This is a genomic window from Pandoraea morbifera (assembly GCF_902459575.1).
Classification (GTDB): Bacteria; Pseudomonadota; Gammaproteobacteria; order Burkholderiales; family Burkholderiaceae; genus Pandoraea; species Pandoraea morbifera.
The window spans coordinates 12,073-28,931 of record NZ_CABPSD010000014.1 but is presented as its reverse complement, the minus strand read 5'-3'; the positions used below and the strand labels follow the sequence as shown (position 1 = coordinate 28,931).

Genomic DNA, 16,859 nt, shown 5'->3' with positions numbered 1-16,859 from the left:
TCTGGAAAGTTCAAGAAGCGGCGCGGTCCGGCAAGCACCGGGCGCCGCGCGTGTCGGCGTTCAGTGGCCGAGTACCTGTTGACGTAGCCGATAACCGCGCTGCGCCTTGCTCACGTTGTCGCTGCGCAACTCCGGAAGCGCTGCGCGCAGGTCGGCCGCGAGGGCGTGCAGAATGCGCGCGCCCTGGCCTTCGCGGTCGTCGTCCGGGGCGTCGAGCAGTTCGAGTTCCACTTCGACGAGCGGTTCCGTATGCCGGGTGCCGTCGATCGCCACCGCGACCTCGCCCTGGTCGAACGCAATTTCCACGGCCGTGCCGTCACCGGCAATGTAGCGCCACAGGCGGCGCACGAAATTCGTCTCGAACTGCGCCACGACGTTCGCGCCTTCCGAGCGCAGCAGCTCGACGGTCTGCTGCACATCGCACGCGGCGATCAACGCGGCGAGTTCGAGTGCCTCGCCCTTGACCGGCAGTTCCCACTCGTGGCGCACGTGCAGACCGTCGCGGGCTTCGCCCACGGACTTGAGCGTCTGCAGCCACTGGCCGGCATGGCCGTCGCGCGCCACGTAGCGCAGCCGCAGGGCTGCCTTGGCGTGCGCGAGCGCGAGCGAGGGCGTGTCGAAGTATCGATTGACGAGATGACGCTCGCCGCGCGCCTCGGCGCCTGGCAGGCGGTCGAGGTGTTCGATCAGCGCGTTGGCGCGCGCGGCGGGCAGGTCGCCCGGCAGCGCGAGTTTGAGTTCGCGTTCGATGGCCATCGGTGTGCGCTCCGCAAGGTCAGCGAGGCATGTCGAACAGCGTGGCCAGGGCATCGCCCGGCTCGGGCGCGCGCATGAAGGCTTCGCCGACGAGGAAGGCGTTGACATTGGCAGCACGCATGCGCGTCACGTCGTCGCGCGACAGAATGCCCGACTCCGTCACGACGAGTCGATCGTCGGGAATGTGCTTGAGCAGGCCAAGCGTAGTGTCGAGCGTGACCTCGAAGTTGTGCAGATTGCGGTTGTTGATGCCCAGCAGCGGCGTGCGCAGCGCGAGCCCGGCCTCGAGCTCGCGGCCGTTGTGCACTTCCACGAGCACGGCCATGCCCAGCTCGTGGGCCTGCGCCTCGAGATCGCGCATCTGCGAGAGCTCCAGGGCGGCGGCGATGAGCAGAATGCAGTCGGCGCCCATGTCGCGCGCCTCGTACACCTGATAGGCGTCGATCATGAAGTCCTTGCGCAACACCGGCAGGTCGCAGGCGGCGCGCGCGGCTTTCAGATAGGCCGGCGCGCCCTGGAAGAACTGGGCGTCGGTCAATACCGACAGGCACGCGGCGCCGCCGCGCTGATACGACTCGGCAATCCGTGGCGGCACGAAGTCCTCGCGAATCACACCCTTCGACGGGCTCGCCTTCTTGATCTCGGCGATCACGCCGGGCAGTCCGGCGTCGATCTTCGCGCGCAGCGCACCGACGAAGTCCCGGGTGCGCAGGGCGCTGTCGTTCACCGTCGCCTCGGCGTCGCGCCGCAGGCTTGCGAGGTCGCGGGCACGCTTCGCGGCGGCCACTTCTTCGGCCTTCACGGCCAGGATCTTGTCGAGAACGGTAGACATATCGATGTGGATTCGGAGGTTCAATGAAGGTCGGGCATCATGTGTCGGATGCGCGACGCTGTCGCGTAGGGTTGGACCGCTTCGTTGTTCGAGGGTGGCGCCGCGCCGGCGCTCAAGCCTTGAAGCGCTGCGTGAACTTGACGAATGCGTCGAGCTTCGCCCGGGCAGCGCCGCTGGCGATCGATTCGCGCGCCATGCCGATCCCCTCGCCGATCGACGCCGCGCGATTGGCCGCGTACAGGGCGGTGCCCGCGTTGAGCACCACGATCTCGCGCGCGGTGCCCGGCTTGTCGTCGAGCGCTTCGAGGAGCATCGTCTTCGACTCGTCGGCGCTGCCGACTTTCAGGCTGCGATTGCTCACCATCTGCAGACCGAAGTCTTCCGGATGAATCTCGTACTCCGTGACCTTGCCGTCCTTGAGCTCGCCCACCAGCGTGGCGGCGCCGAGCGAGACTTCGTCCATGCCGTCCTTGCCGTAGACAACGAGTACGTGTTCGGCGCCCAGACGCTGCATCACCCGCACCTGAATCCCCACCAGATCGGGGTGGAACACCCCCATGAGCTGGTTGGGCGCGCCGGCTGGATTCGTGAGCGGGCCCAGAATGTTGAAGATCGTGCGCACACCCATTTCCTTGCGCACGGCGGCCACGTTCTTCATGGCGGGATGGTGGTTCGGCGCGAACATGAAGCCGATGCCGACCTCGCGCAGGCACTCGGCCACCTGGTCGGGCGAGAGCATGATGTTCACGCCCAGGGCTTCGAGCACGTCGGCGCTGCCCGACTTCGAACTGACGCCCCGGTTGCCGTGCTTGGCGACCTTCGCACCGGCGCCGGCCGCCACGAACATCGATGCCGTGGAAATGTTGAACGTATGCGACACGTCGCCGCCGGTGCCCACGATGTCGACGAAGTGTTCGTCGGCCGGCGCATCCACGTGGTTGGCGAACTCGCGCATCACTTGCGCGGCGGCGGCGATCTCGCCGATGGTTTCCTTCTTCACGCGCAGGCCGGTGATGATGGCCGCCGTCATGACCGGCGAAATCTCGCCGCGCATGATCAGGCGCATCAGATGAAGCATCTCGTCGTGAAAAATCTCGCGGTGTTCGATGGTGCGCTGCAGGGCTTCTTGCGGGGTAATCATTGCGTTGTCTCGTATCGGTTCGGCGTTCGTCGTATGCGGCTGGGCGGCGCGCGTCAGGCGGCCTGCGCCACGCGCGGTGCGGCGTGCAGGAAGTTGCGCAGCACGTCGTGGCCGTGCTCCGAGAGAATGGATTCCGGGTGAAACTGCACGCCTTCGACGTCCAGCGTCTTGTGGCGCACGCCCATGATTTCGCCGTCGTCCGTCCAGGCCGTCACCTCGAGGCAATCGGGTAGCGAGGCCCGCTCGATCGCCAGCGAGTGATAGCGCGTGACGGTAAAGCGCCTGGGCAGGTTGGCGAACACGCCCTGCTGCGTGGTTTCGATCTCGCTCACCTTGCCGTGCATGATTTGCTGCGCTCGCACGACCTTGCCGCCGAACGCCTCGCCGATGGCCTGATGGCCGAGACAGACGCCAAGAATGGGAATTTCGCCAGAGAACCGCTTGAGCACGTCGAGCGTGATGCCTGCATTGGCCGGGCAACTGGGGCCCGGCGACAGGCAGATGCGCCCGGGGGAGAGTTCGGCGATCGCGTCGAGCGTGATTTCGTCGTTGCGAAAGACGCGTACGTCTTCGCCCAGTTCACCGAAGTACTGGACGATGTTGTAGGTAAACGAGTCGTAGTTGTCGATCATCAGCAGCATGATGGTCCCTGTTCGTCTGGTGACAAAGGATTGTCGAACGCATGAGATTTGCGAATTCCCCCTGAGCGTGCCCCCACGTTGAGTTCGCGATCCGCGGGGGAGGGCGCTATGGGGATGAGATGGACGTGGCGGGTTACCGCCACCAGCGCAGGGCGGCGGTCAGGGGCGACCAGAGGAGGGAGAAAGACTGATGCGACTTCATAGTGAAGCCGATTGTAGCAGTATCCGCGGCCCGCCGTGGCGGAGTGTCGCAAAAAGCGGCCAATCGGCGAATTTCGCGCGCCATCGGGGCGATTCTTGCAAGAATGTGCGCCCGACGGCCGCCTTCGGTAGACGAATCTGCGGCCAGGAAGGGGCGGCCGCTCAGCGAGGCCCAAGGATCGCCGCGAGCGCATCGTCCGGCGGCATGCCGCTCGCGCGCCGGGCGATGCCCTGGGCGTCGCGGTAAACGATGCCCGGCGTTCCCCGGAATCCCAGTTCCGCCATCAGCCGCTGGTTCGCCTCGAGCTTCTGTGCGACGGACTTCGACACGCTCCGTGCCGGCTTGATGCCGCCTTGCGCGAATTGCTGCTCGTTCTGGCGCAGGGCGGCCGACGCGTCGGCCGCCTCCAGGATCGCGGCCGCCTTGGTGACGCTGTCGGCGCGGATCACGCCCACGACAACATGCCGCAATTGCACCTTCCCCGCCGCCACCCACGGGCGGGCGATTTCCCAGAAGCGGTTGCAGTAGGGGCAATTCGGGTCGCTGAACATGAAGACAACGCGCGGTGCCTCGATCTTGCCGTCCTGCACCCAACCGGACGACACGAGCCTCGACCACATGGCCTCGCCCATGGGCTTTTCGACCAGGGCTTTCACTCGCTCGACATCGAGCGGTTTGCCGTCCGCCCCGATGCGGGACCCGACGATGGCCCCGCCGTCGCGCGACAGGTAGACGGCGAGCGGCTGCTGGCCGGCGAAGCCGGCGTAGCCGCGCAAATCCGAACCCGTATCGAAAGGCTGCAAGCCGCTCACGCCTTCGCGCTCGAGCGATTGCAGGACAGCCGGTTTGTCTGTCGCCGTGGGGGCGTCGGCCGCCGGACTGCGTGTGGGCAGCGCAAGCAGAACGGACGACGAAATGGCAAATGCGAGAGACAGACGAGTGGACATGGCGAACTCCTTCGGCGCGCGAGACGCCGGATGGTGGAAAGCGGCAGATGCACACCTGCCGAAGAGCGGCTGAAGCCTCCGGGGCTCGCAGAAGCGGCGTTCGTTGGGTCAACCCGTCTTCCTGCGGCGTTTCCGGACAAGTCGGAGCGTGTTCGATCAGGATTAATCGAAAGTGAATCCGTTACGGTGAAGGCTCGACGTGAGTTTTCGGATACGTGAATTACGTGAACTGGACCCAGGCGAGCGGGAGGCGTAGCGCAATGCGAGTGCTGCTGGCGGAGGACGACCCAAGGATGGCGACGCGAATCTCGGGCGCGTTGTTGACGGCGGGCATCGATGTGACGGGGGTGGTCTGCGGCGAGGCGACGCTAACCGCGCACGCCGAGGACCGGTTCGATGCGCTGGTGCTGGATCTCGACACCACCGGCGCCGGTGGCCTGGGCATCATTGCGCGTTTGCGAACCGTGGAACCCGACGTGCCCGTGTTGCTCGTCACGTCGGCGAGTGCGGTGGAGCACCGGGTGGCCGGGCTGAACGCAGGCGCTGACGACTACCTGGTCAAGCCCTTCGACGTGCGTGAACTGGCTGCGCGGCTGCACGCGCTGATTCGTCGCACGCAGGGGCGTTGCGCACACATGATCGAGGCGGGGCCGCTGCGGCTGGACCCCGCAAGCGGGCTGGCGTGGTTGGGCCATGAGCCCGTCGCCCTGTCGCGCCGGGAAATCGACTTGCTGGCGTGTCTCGCGAGCCACCGTGGACGATGGGTACCCCCCGACACCTTGCATGTCAGGCTCTACGGCATGACCGCGCGTGTTCGCAGCAACGTGCTCAACGTCCACATCCACAACGTGCGCCGCAAGCTCGGTTGCGGTGCGATCCAGACGTCGCGCGGGCTTGGCTATCGCCTGGGATGGGCGCTCGCGATACCGGAACCCGCAGCGTGCACCGATACGTCCGTCAGGCGGCTTTCCTGCGCTTCGACGCGGTGGCCGCAGGCGCTTTGACCGGCGCTTTGACCGGCGCTCTGGCCGGCGCTTTTGCGGTTGTCACAGCAGACGTCGGGGCGGGCGCTTTGGCGTTCGCCTTGCCTCTGCGGGCACGTGTCGCGCGGGCTGGCCGAGGCGCCGACGCCTCGCCTTCGCGCTGTGCGGCGGTTTGCTCGAACACGTCGAGCACGCGGGCCAGATCGCGTTGTTCGCTCGCGTCGAGCGGCACGGCGAAGCTCAGATCCCGCACGGCCGTCGCCACCCGCCGGATGTGGCCGGGCGACGCGTGCGCGAGCATGCCGGGAATGGCCGCCATCGCCGTGTCTGGCGCCATGCGCAGCAGACCGGCCTGACGCCGGATGATTTCGCGAAAGGTCTCGATCGGGAGATCGCGCTCGCCGTGCGGTAACGAGCGCGCGAGATTGAACTGCCGCTCGTCGGCTTCGCCACGCAGGCGATGCACCCAGAGCAGCGCTCGGATGCCCGCTTCGAGCAGGCCGCCTTCGTGGAGTTCGTGCTGGCGGTGCTCCAGTGTGTGCCGGACGAACGCCACGTGCTCGGGCGACGTGCCGGGGTGCACCCGAATGGCCGAGTCGTCGCTGCCGTGCAAGCCGGCGAGCGCCTGTACCCAGGCTTGCCCGTAGACGAGCTCGAATGCCTTTTCGCAAGTGTCGTCGCGCACATCGCGATAGAAGTCGAGCGACTGCTCGATGGCCGACGCGACGGCCGTCTCCAGGGCAAGGAAGGGGTTGTCGGGCGCCACAGGATGCCGGGACTCGCGCACCCGCGCGGCTTTGTCGGCGAACGGCACCGCGAAAGGATTTCGGTCGGACCAAAGTTCGTAGCTCACCCGCAACGGGTGGAGCAGTCGCATCCAGTAGGCAGAGGTCGGGGTGACCATCGAACGCACCCACGGTTGCACGAGGCTGCGATACAGCCCGAGATGGATGTCCGACAGATGCGCCACCGTCGCAAAGCGCCGGTCGCTCTGTACGTCCGGCTGCACGATGGCCCGGACATCGGCCACACTGCGTCGCTGGATCGACATCACGTAATCGCCGTCGACCAGCTCGCGGTGTGGCGTGTCGGCGGTCTTGTCGGCGATTTGCGCCTGGTAGATGCCGGCGGGCAGCACGTCGATCAGGTCGATGTTGTTCACGAACTTTCGATGCTCCTTTCGTCCCGTGCTGCCCGACACGAAGATGCCCAGGTGCCCGATGCTCTCGTGCGTGGCATAGACGATGGTCTGGTCGTGGCTGAGCACATCCGCGTCGTCGCGGTACATGTCGGTCACGAAGCCGAGCGCCTGTGGCGGCGGCGTGATGTTGTCGCCGTAGGAGCAGAACACGACGATGGGCGAGCGGATGTTGCGCAGGTCGAGCCGCACGCCGTCGCTCGTGATCAGCTCGGCGCTGGTGAGCCGGTTGCCGACAAACAGGTTGTCGACGATGTATTGCATTTCCTGCGCATTCAGGAAGACGTGCCCGCCCCAGTACTTCTCGAAGCCGAGGTAACGCGGTGCTTCAGTGTCGACGTTGGCGTAAAGGTGATATTTCTTGCGCCAGAGCGTATTGGCCGGATCGAGGTTCTCGAAGTTCTGCACGAGCCACGCGCCGTCGAAGCGTCCGTCGCCTAGATCGCTCGTGAGGGCCGTAAGCCAGCTGCCGCCGAGCAGCCCGCCGGAGTAGCGCATGGGATTGCGTCCGCGCCAGCCCGCCCAGTAGGACAGCGGCGCACCGGCCACGATGATCGGGCCGAAGAGCTCCGGGCGCATCGCAGCCGTCATCAGGATCTGCCAGCCGGCCTGGCAGTTGCCGATGACGGCCGGCTTGCTCGCGCTGTCCGGGTGCAGCGAAATCACTTTCTCGAGGAACGCCGCTTCGGCGTGCATGACGTCTTCGACCGTTTGTCCCGGGACGGGGTCGGGCAGAAAGCCCACGAAATAGCACGGATGGCCGGCGCGCAGGGCTGCACCGATCTCGCTGTCGGGCTTGAAGCCGCCGATACCCGGACCATGTCCGGCGCGCGGGTCGACCACGACGAAGGGACGTGCGTTGGGCTGGGTCGGCGTGTCGTGCGGCGGCACGATGCGCATCAGGCAGTAATTGCACGGTCGCGGCAGATCGTGACCGTCGAGGACGACTTCGGCGGGAAAGTCGAGCACGTTGGGCGCCGACTCGGCGAGGTGAGCCTGATACTGGTTGCCCCGCTGTCGCATGACGTCGGCGAACAGCACGCTGCGCTGCCAGGCGTCCACGGCATACTCGGCGGCCGCCGCCATCCACGGCAGGTGCGAGAGCCAGGGCGCGTCGGCGGTCGACGACGCCGTGTCGCGGGACGAGGTGGGGCGTTCGAGTGCGGCGGAAGTCGCCGGCATGGGCGTCTTGGCGGACGTAGCGGACGTAGCGGGCGTGCCGGGCGTGGCGGATGACTTGGCAGACTTGGCAGGCATGGCAATGACCTCTCAAATTCGACATGACGGCGCGCCGTCGCGGACGTTCGCTCTCCCCGGGGGCGTCAGGCCATCGAGCTGAGCGTGCGGCGAAACCGTCGCAGCGAGAAGACGAAGAACACGGCGCCGATGCCGGCGAGTGCCAGGAACTGCACCCAGACGACACCGATTCCCGCGCCACGGAACAGGATCGCCTGTCCCAGCTCGACGAAGTGCGTCGTCGGCGCGGCGAGCATGATGTCCTGCACGAGCTTCGGCATGCTCTCGCGCGGCGTGTTGCCGCCCGAGAGCATTTGCAGTGGCAGCAACACCAGGATCAGCAACATGCCGAACTGCGGCATCGAGCGCGCGATCGTCGCGAGAAAGATGCCCATGGACGTGGTGGCGAACAGGTGCAGCGTGGCCCCCAGCAGGAACAGCGCCACGGAGCCACCGATCGGCACGTGCAGCGCACCGCTGACGATCAGCCACAGCGACATGGCCGCCGCGATGAGGACCACCAGCCCCATGGACCAGACTTTGGCCAGCATGATCTCGGTCGGTGTCACCGGCATGACGAGCAAATGCTCGATGGTGCCGTGCTCGCGCTCGCGAATGAGCGCCGCGCCGGTCAGGATGATCGAGAGCATCGTGATGTTGTTGATGATCTCCATGAGCGCGCCGAACCACGCGCGCTCCAGTGTCGGATTGAAGCGTACGCGCAGTGCCAGATCGACCGGCAGTTCCGGACTGGCGCGATATCGCTGCAGGAATTCGCGCACTTCGGCCGAGACGATCTGCTGCACGTAGCCGCTGCCGGAGAATGCCTGGCTCATGCGCGTGGCGTCGACATTGAGCTGCACTTCGGCCGAGCGTCCCGCGAGCAGGTCGCGCTGGAAGTTCGGCGGAATGTTCAGCGCGAACGTGTAGGCGCCTTTGTCCATGCCTCGGTCCACGGCGTCGGCCGTGATCATGCGTGGCATGGTGAATTGCGGTGGGTAGAAGGCCGAGACAATGCGCTGCGAGAGCGGTGAGACGTCCTCGTCCACAATCGCGATCGGCGCGAGGTGCAGCGTGTCGGGCTGCGCGGTGGCCGCCGAATATACCGCCGCGGTGAACGTGTACACGATCAGCACGAGCATCATCGGGTCGCGCGCAAGACTCCACAGTTCCTTCACGCCAAGGCGGTAGATGTTGGCCAGATGCCGCAGTAGCGACGGCCTGCGACGCGGCGGTGCCGCGCAAGGCGAGGAAGCGGGAGATGCGGCCGGACGCGTCATCACTTGTCCTGTTTCCTGAGCAGCAGGATCGTGACGCCCAGAATCACGGGCACGGCGACCAGCATCGGCCAGAAGGCGCCGCCCAGATCGCCAAACCCGAGTGCCTTGTTGAACACGCCGCGGCTGATGATGAGCATGTAGGTCGCCGGATAGATCTCGCCGATGAAGCGACCCGAGCCCTCCATCGACGGCACCGGCGTGAGCATGCCGGAGAACTGGATCGCCGGGATCATGGTGCCGATCATCGTGAAGAAAAGGGCCGCGATCTGACTGCGGGTGAAGGTGGACGCGAGCAGGCCGATGCCCGTCGCGACTACGTTGAAGATGAACACGGCGGTCACCAGCGTCACGAAACTGCCTTTGACCGGCACGTCGAACAGCGTCACCGCCATGAGCGTCATGAGCAGGAAGTTCAGCATCGCGAGCGCGACGTACGGAATCTGCTTGCCGATCAGGAATTCCGTGCGCGTGACTGGGGTGACGTAGAGATTCAGGATCGAGCCGAGTTCTTTCTCGCGCACCACTGACAGTGCCGTGAGCATCGCGGGCAGCATCAGCAACAGCAGCGGGATCACTGCGGGCACCATCGCGGGCAGGCTCCTCACGTCGGGGTTGTAGCGAAAGCGTGTCTCGAGGTCGAGCGAGGCGGTCGGGCGCACGCCGAGACGGCGCAGCGACTGATCGGCGAGCCAGTTCTGGTGCATGCCCTGGACGTAGCCTTGCACGGTCTCGGCCCGCATGGGCATGGCGCCGTCGATCCACGCGCCGATCTGCACCGCCTTGCCGCGCGCCACGTCGCGCGCGAAGCCGGGCGGAATCTCGATGGCAAGTGCCAGCTCGCCGTCGCGCATGCGCCGGTCCATGTCGTCGTACCCGGTGATCGGCGGCTGCTCGATGAAGTAGCGCGAACCGGCGATGTTGAGCGCGTAGTTCTGGCTGAGCGCCGTCTGGTCGCGGTCGAGTACTGCGTAACGCAGGTCCTCCACGTCCATGTTGATGCCGTAGCCCATCACCAGCATGAGCACGAGCGAGCCCACCAGCGCCAGCGCGGCGCGTACCGGGTCGCGCTGGAGTTCGAGCATTTCGCGCCAGAGGTAGCTGATCATCCGCGCCGGCGAGAATGCCTTGCGCGATGCGTTGGCGGTCGAGGGCACGGAGGACGTTGCCGGTGCCCGCGCCACCTGCACGGCCTGGCCCGCCGAGGGCGTGCCGCCGCCCGCTTCGACGAGATAGTCGATGAAGGCTTGCTCCAGCGTGGCCGCGCCCTTGTCGAGGGTGATCTTCGCGGGCGGATCCGAGACCAGCACCTTGCCCGCGTGCATCAGCGAAATGCGGTCGCAACGCTCAGCTTCGTTCATGAAGTGCGTGGAGATGAAGATCGTCACGCGATCGCGGCGCGACAGCTCCACCAGCAGACGCCAGAAGGTGTCGCGCGCCACCGGATCGACGCCCGACGTCGGTTCGTCGAGGATCAGCAGCTCGGGCTTGTGCACCATCGCCACCGCCAGCGACAGGCGCTGGCGCATGCCCAGCGGGATGCTGTCGGGCAAGGCGTCGATCACCTCGGCCAGTCCGAATCGTTCGACCATCTCGTCCACGCGCACGCCGACTTCGTGCGCCGGCACGTGGAACAGGCGGGCATGCAGCACCAGGTTCTGATGCACCGTGAGTTCGGTGTAGAGCGAGAACGCCTGCGACATGTAGCCCACGCGCCGCCGCGTGTCGATGTCCCGGGGATCGACTTCGTGGCCGAAGAGCCATGCCTGCCCGTCGCTTGCCTGCAGCAACCCGGTGAGCATCTTCATCGTGGTGGACTTGCCGCAACCGTTCGAGCCGAGAAAGCCGAAGATCTCGCCGCGCCGGATGCGAAAGTCCACGTGATCGACTGCCACGAAATCGCCGAAGCGCATGGTGAGACCCTTGGCCTCGATGGCGATCTCGGTGTGCTCGTCGACGTGCAATGGCGGAATCGCGACCGGCTCATAGCCGACTTTCTTCTCGTCCGGCAGCAGGTCGATGAACGCCGCTTCGAGATTGTCGCGGCGCGTGCGCGTGAGCAGCTCGGCCGGCGTGCCGGTGGCTAGAATGTTGCCCGCGTCCATCGCCACGAGCCAGTCGAAGCGCTGGGCCTCGTCCATGTAGGCCGTGGCCACGATCACGCTCATGTCCGGGCGTTCGCTTCGAATGCGCGCGATCAGGTCCCAGAACTGCGCCCGCGCGAGTGGATCGACGCCAGTGGTCGGCTCGTCAAGAATCAGCAGGTCCGGGTCGTGAATCAGCGCACAGCACAGGCCGAGCTTCTGTTTCATGCCGCCGGAGAGCTTGCCCGCCGGGCGCCCCAGAAAGGGGTGCAGGCCTGTGCTGCGCGTGAGATCGTCGATCCGGCGGCGGCGCTCGGCGGCGTCGTGGCCGAACAGGCGCGCAAAGAACTGCAGGTTCTCCTCGACGGAGAGCGTCGGATAGAGATTCTTGCCGAGCCCCTGCGGCATGTACGCGATGCGCGGACACACGATGTTGCGGTGCGCCTCGCTCGCCATGTCGCCGCCGAGTGCTTCGACCGTGCCGGTCTGCACGGCGCGTGCGCCGGCAATGAGGGATAGCAGCGTCGATTTGCCCACACCGTCAGGGCCGATCAGCCCCACCATGCAGTGCGCGGGCACGTCGATCGAAACGTTATCGAGTGCGAGCGTCTTGCGCCCGTAGCGCAACGACACGCCGGCCACATGGATGACCGGCGGCAGGCCGCGTCCCGGCCGGGGCGGGTCGGGCATCGCAGGCAACGGGGACGTCTTGGGTACCGTCATGACATTCGACTCAATGCGGCGGCAACTTCGTCTGTAACTGCGGCGGCCACGGCCGCTCGCTGTCCGTCTTCACCCAGGCCACGCCCGGCAGGCCGGTCTTGACCACCGTCAGGTGCTGTCGTAGCAACGCCGGCGCGATCTGCGCGCGCACGCGGAACATCAGCTTCTGGCGCTCGCTCTCGGTCTCGACGGTCTTTGGCGTGAACTGCGCAGTGCTGGAGACGAACGAGATGCTCGCGGGGATCACGAACTGCGGCGCGGCATCGAGAATGATGCGGGCCTCGGCGCCCATCGCAAGGCGTCCCGCCACCTCGGACGGCAGGAAGAACGTCATGTACACGTCGGACAGGTCGACGAGGTTGAGCACCTTGCCGCCGGCGCCCAGCACCTCGCCGGGCTGGGCCACGCGATACTGCACGCGGCCGTCGCGCGGGGCGCGCAGTTCGCTGTCGGTGATGTCGGCTTCGATGCGGTGGATGGTCGCCTGGGCGGCCTGCACGGTGGACTTAGCGCCCGTGACCTGCGCGTTGGCGGCCTCGACGGCGGATTGCGCCGCGGCGACCTGCGCGCGTGCGGCAGTCACGGCCGCACGGGTGCTGCGCACGCGCGCACGGTCGTCGTCGAGTTCCTGCACCGATGAGGCGCCTTCCTTCGACAGCGTCTCGGAGCGCGACAGGCGCCGCTGCGCCGCATCGAGCTCGGCTTCGCGCGCGGCAACGTTGGCTTCGGCAGTCGCCTTGTCCGACAGACGCGCCGCCGCCTGTGCCTGAATCGCAGCAACGTTGGTCACGGCCTGCTGATACTGTGCACGCGCTTCGTCGCGCTGCGCATTGAGGGTGTCGATCTGCATCTTCGCGAGAACCTGCCCGGCTTTGACGAAATCGCCTTCCTTCACGTAGATGGCCTCCACGCGTCCGGCGAGCTTCGTCGCGATATCGACTTCCGTGGCCTCGATGCGACCGTTGCCGCTGGCAAAGCCCGCGCCCGGCCCGGTGTGGTTGTAGGTCTTCCATCCGTACCAACCCAGCCCGATCACGACCAGCACGGCGAGTACGGAAACCATCAGTTGCTTGGCGTTGGGAAGCGTCATGTTCTTTGACCTCTTGAAGTCATTGGGCGGTCCGCGTGGCGTTCGTCCGGCCCGATGCCCCGGGCGCCGCGACATTGCCCGCCGGGGTGGGCTCGATCACGCGGGGCGTGCGCGCGAACGGGCCGGCGGGGGAAGCGGCCGCCGGCATCAGACGGCTGCCGCCGCCGAGTGCCGTGTAGAGCGATACCCGCGCGGAGAGCAGCGCACGACGCGTTTGCACCGTCTGTTGTTCGATCGCGAGGAGATCGCGCTGGGCGTCGAGCACTTCGAGGAAGGCCGCGGCGCCGTGGTCGTAGCGCAGCTTTGCGAGACGGGCGCGTTCGGCCTGGGCGTCCTGCGTGGCCTGCAGGATCGAGACCTGATCGGCCAGCCAACGGCGCGCACTGAGGGCGTCCGCGACGTCGCGAAACGCGCCTTGAATCGTCTTTTCGTAGTTGGCAACCGATTCCACCCGACGCGCTTCGGCCAGATCCAGGTTGTTGACGAGGCGCCCGCCCTGGAAGATCGGCAGGCTGATGCTCGGCGTGAAGGTCCATGCGGCACTGCCGGCCTTGAACAATCCGTCGAGCGCACTGCTGGCCGTGCCGACCGAGCCGGTGAGCGTGATTTGCGGGAAGAACGCCGCGCGCGCCGCGCCGATGTTGGCATGCGCCGCGCGCAACTGATACTCGGCCGCGATGATGTCGGGCCGGTCTTCGAGCAGCGAGGACGGCAGCCCCGGTTCCAGATCGCGCATCAGCGCCGCGTCGTCGAAGGTGTGGTCGAGGGCGTGCGGCGAAGTGTCGATCGGTGCGCCCACGAGCACCTGCAGCGCATGCGCCTGCGCGGCGCGTTGCTGCTGGAGCTGCGTGACGAGTGCGCGCGCCTGTTGCCACAGTGTGGTGACCTCGGTCAGGTCGAGCTTCGACGTGGCGCCGACCAGCTCGCGGCGGGTGAAGATGCGCAGCGATTCGGCTCGGCTGTCGACCGTTTGCTGCGCCAGTGCAATGCGCTCGTCGAATTCGCGCAGGCTCAGCCACGTCTGGGCCACCTGGGAGATCAGACTGAGTTCGAGTGCGCGGCGAGATGCATCGGATGCCAAATAATCATCGAGCGCGGCGTCCTTGAGATTGCGGATGCGCCCCCAAAAGTCCAGCTCCCATGTCGACAGCCCAAGACCGACCTGATACTGGCTGCTGATGTACGGATTGCCGGTAACGCTCAGGTCGCGCGGCAGCCGCTGCCGGGTTTCGTTCGCCCCCACACCCAACGACGGAAGCAGGTCCGCGCGTTGAATGCCGTACACGGCGCGCGCCTGTTCGACGCGCGCGAGCGCAACGCGAAGATCGCGATTGTTGGCCAGCGCCGTCTCGATGAGGCCGCGCAACTGCGGATCGGCGAAGTATTCGCGCCAGCCCAGCGAGGCGGCCGGTTGCGCGGCCACGGTGGCGGGCGACGTGCTGACATCCGATGTCCACACGTTGGGCACCGGCGCCGCAGGACGCTCGTAGGTCGGCGCCATCGAAATGCAACCGCTGGTCAGGGTTGCCAGAATCGCGCTCAGGGTGGCCGTCACGGTCGTCGCAAGGGGGGATGCGACGCCGGAACGCATACGTGGATTGCATGGTTTCGCCATAGAAGTCTCGACCTCCCGACGGACATCCCACTATAGCGTGGCGACGTCAATCGGCGTATACGAAAGTGGTCGAAAAAAAGCGAACGATTGTGCTAAATCAACAAGGGCCCCGAATCGACTAGAGGATCAACTCAGTCGATTCGGAGCCCTGTCTATTGGCGTGTCATGCGGGGGTCACGGAAGTCCGGCCCGTTTCAGGTGCTGTTGCGTCAATTCGGGGATTCCGCGCGTGGGCGGGGGGCGTTCCGTTTGTTCGGTGGGATGCGTCAAGTTGGTGCGCGCACCCGCCGGGGCGCCATGCCCCGGCGCCGCGCGCTCGGGTCAGAATTCGGCGTCGAGGCCGTCCTGCACCTGCTCCGCGGCGCGTAGCACGGCGCGCGCCTTGTTCTCCGTTTCTTGCCATTCCGACTCGGGGACCGAATCGGCGACGATGCCGGCGGCGGCCTGTACGTAGAGGTTGCCGTCCTTGATCACGCCGGTCCGGATGGCGATGGCCACGTCCATTTCGCCGCCGAACGACAGGTAACCCACCGCGCCGCCGTACAACCCGCGCTTCACGGGTTCGAGCTCGTCGATGAGTTCCATGGCACGTACCTTCGGTGCGCCGGTAAGCGTGCCGGCGGGGAACGTGGCGCGCAGCACGTCGATGTTCGACAACCCCGGTTGCAGGCGTCCTTCCACAGAGCTCACGATGTGTTGCACGTGCGAGTACTTCTCGATCACCATCTTGTCGGTGACTGTCACGGTGCCCGTTTGCGCGATGCGCCCCACGTCGTTGCGCGCCAGATCGATGAGCATGACGTGCTCGGCAATTTCCTTCGGATCGCCAAGCAACTCGGTGGCCAGTTCGGCGTCGCGCTCGGGCGTGGCGCCGCGCGGGCGCGTGCCCGCGAGCGGGCGGATCGTCACGATCTCCTGTTCGCCGTCCGGCGTTTGTCGGCGTTCCTGACGCACGAGGATTTCGGGCGACGCGCCGACCACCTGAAAATCGCCGAAGTTGTAGAAATACATGTACGGCGAGGGGTTGAGCGAGCGCAGCGCGCGGTAGAGCGAGAGCGGGGCGTCGCGATACGGCTTGATGAGACGCTGGCCGACCTGCACTTGCATGAGTTCGCCTGCCGCGATGGCCTCCTTGGCCTTGGCGACGGCCGCGAGATAGTCCGGCTTGGCGAATTCGCGGAACGTCTCGGTGCGTACGCTGCCCGAGGTGACCGGCGCGTCCACCGGCGCCTTGAGGCGGGCGCGCAGCTCGCGCAGCCGCAGGCGAGCCTTCGAATAAGCCTCGGGCTGGGTGGGATCGGCGTAGATGATGAGGTAGAGCTTGCCGGTCAGGTTGTCGATCACGGCAAGTTCTTCGGTGAGCAGCAACTGGATGTCGGGCAGATGCAGGTCGTCGCGCGGCGTGGTGTGGGCCAGCTTATTCTCGATGTAGCGCACGGCGTCGTAGCCGAAGTACCCGGCGAGGCCACCGCAGAAGCGCGGCATGCCCGGGCGCAGGGCGACTTTGAAGCGGGCCTGGAACCGGGTGATGAATTCGAGCGGATCGCCTTCATGCGTCTCGACGATCGCGCCGTCGCGCACCACTTCGGTCTTCGGTCCGAAGCTGCGCAGCAGCGTGTGGGCCGACAGGCCGATGAACGAGTAGCGGCCGAAGCGTTCGCCGCCGACGACCGATTCGAGCAGGAAGGTGTTCGCGCCGCGCCGGTCGCCCAGCGCCAGCTTCAGATAAAGCGAGAGCGGTGTGTCGAGATCGGCGAAGGCCTCGGCGATCAGCGGGATGCGGTTGAAGCCCTGGTTGGCCAGCGATTTGAATTCGAGTTCGGTCATGTTGCACTCTGCCTGCAGGTTTGCCGGCGGGCGGTCCCGCGATGTCGGCGTGGATTGGCGTTGAGAATACCTAAGTGATGTCGGGGTGGACGTGCTGGCCCGCGCCCGGGGCGCAACGTGCGCGCGAGGCACGGGCAAACGCCCGCGGGATCGCCGCGCGAATCGCGTCTCGACGCATCCGCCCGCTGTGTGACACGGCGCGCAGACAAATGACTTCTTGGGAACAACAACGATGCAAGAAACGGGTTGCCGAAGACGTGCCTCGGCGGTCCCGGCCACCCCGTGGAAGGGTTCAGCAGGACCAGCG

General features: G+C 66.4%; 12 protein-coding genes. 1 reads left to right on the top strand and 11 read right to left on the bottom strand.

All coding sequences use genetic code 11. The features are described from left to right. Window positions 1–60: 60 nt before the first annotated feature. The 5 genes from PMO31116_RS19525 to dsbG all read right to left on the bottom strand — a co-directional run bounded on the left by PMO31116_RS19525 (window position 61) and on the right by dsbG (window position 4,519). Complete coding sequence (locus PMO31116_RS19525; protein WP_150568143.1) at window positions 61–756, bottom strand: CYTH domain-containing protein; 696 nt, start codon at window positions 754–756, stop codon at window positions 61–63. Window positions 757–775: 19 nt separating this feature from the next. Continuing rightward, the gene (trpC, locus tag PMO31116_RS19520; RefSeq protein WP_150568142.1) at window positions 776–1,588 is read right to left on the bottom strand and encodes an indole-3-glycerol phosphate synthase TrpC; all 813 of its coding nucleotides are present in this window, start codon (window positions 1,586–1,588) and stop codon (window positions 776–778) included. A 112-nt stretch (window positions 1,589–1,700) separates the two neighbouring features. Further along, window positions 1,701–2,729: an anthranilate phosphoribosyltransferase gene (trpD, locus tag PMO31116_RS19515; RefSeq protein WP_025250222.1), complete on the bottom strand. Its 1,029-nt coding sequence runs from the start codon at window positions 2,727–2,729 to the stop codon at window positions 1,701–1,703. Window positions 2,730–2,782: 53 nt separating this feature from the next. Continuing rightward, window positions 2,783–3,370, bottom strand: coding sequence for an anthranilate synthase component II (locus PMO31116_RS19510; protein WP_150568141.1), 588 nt, complete (start codon window positions 3,368–3,370; stop codon window positions 2,783–2,785). A gap of 363 nt (window positions 3,371–3,733) precedes the next feature. Continuing rightward, on the bottom strand, window positions 3,734–4,519 hold the full coding sequence (dsbG, locus tag PMO31116_RS19505) for a thiol:disulfide interchange protein DsbG (protein WP_150568140.1): 786 nt from the start codon (window positions 4,517–4,519) through the stop codon (window positions 3,734–3,736). Window positions 4,520–4,779: 260 nt separating this feature from the next. Between dsbG and PMO31116_RS19500 the strand changes: the two genes are divergently transcribed. Continuing rightward, window positions 4,780–5,523: a response regulator transcription factor gene (locus PMO31116_RS19500; RefSeq protein ID WP_150568139.1), complete on the top strand. Its 744-nt coding sequence runs from the start codon at window positions 4,780–4,782 to the stop codon at window positions 5,521–5,523. On the opposite strand, the gene PMO31116_RS19495 is transcribed toward PMO31116_RS19500, so the two are convergent. The 6 genes from PMO31116_RS19495 to trpE form a co-directional block, all read right to left on the bottom strand. Then, window positions 5,477–7,882: a DUF3141 domain-containing protein gene (locus PMO31116_RS19495; protein WP_150568198.1), complete on the bottom strand. Its 2,406-nt coding sequence runs from the start codon at window positions 7,880–7,882 to the stop codon at window positions 5,477–5,479. The two genes, PMO31116_RS19500 and PMO31116_RS19495, sit on opposite strands and share 47 nt — an antisense overlap. Before the next feature lie 140 nt (window positions 7,883–8,022). After that, window positions 8,023–9,147, bottom strand: coding sequence for an ABC transporter permease (locus PMO31116_RS19490; protein ID WP_150568197.1), 1,125 nt, complete (start codon window positions 9,145–9,147; stop codon window positions 8,023–8,025). A gap of 68 nt (window positions 9,148–9,215) precedes the next feature. Further along, a complete protein-coding gene (gene rbbA, locus PMO31116_RS19485) occupies window positions 9,216–11,987 on the bottom strand; it encodes a ribosome-associated ATPase/putative transporter RbbA (RefSeq protein WP_150568196.1) in 2,772 nt (923 codons plus the stop codon). A gap of 43 nt (window positions 11,988–12,030) precedes the next feature. After that, window positions 12,031–13,110, bottom strand: coding sequence for an HlyD family secretion protein (locus PMO31116_RS19480; RefSeq protein ID WP_150568138.1), 1,080 nt, complete (start codon window positions 13,108–13,110; stop codon window positions 12,031–12,033). 19 nt (window positions 13,111–13,129) lie between these two features. Beyond that, window positions 13,130–14,701, bottom strand: a complete 1,572-nt coding sequence (locus PMO31116_RS19475) for an efflux transporter outer membrane subunit (RefSeq protein WP_150568137.1) — start codon at window positions 14,699–14,701, stop codon at window positions 13,130–13,132. Window positions 14,702–15,046: 345 nt separating this feature from the next. Further along, the gene (trpE, locus tag PMO31116_RS19470) at window positions 15,047–16,552 is read right to left on the bottom strand and encodes an anthranilate synthase component I (RefSeq protein WP_150568136.1); all 1,506 of its coding nucleotides are present in this window, start codon (window positions 16,550–16,552) and stop codon (window positions 15,047–15,049) included. Window positions 16,553–16,859: the final 307 nt, after the last annotated feature.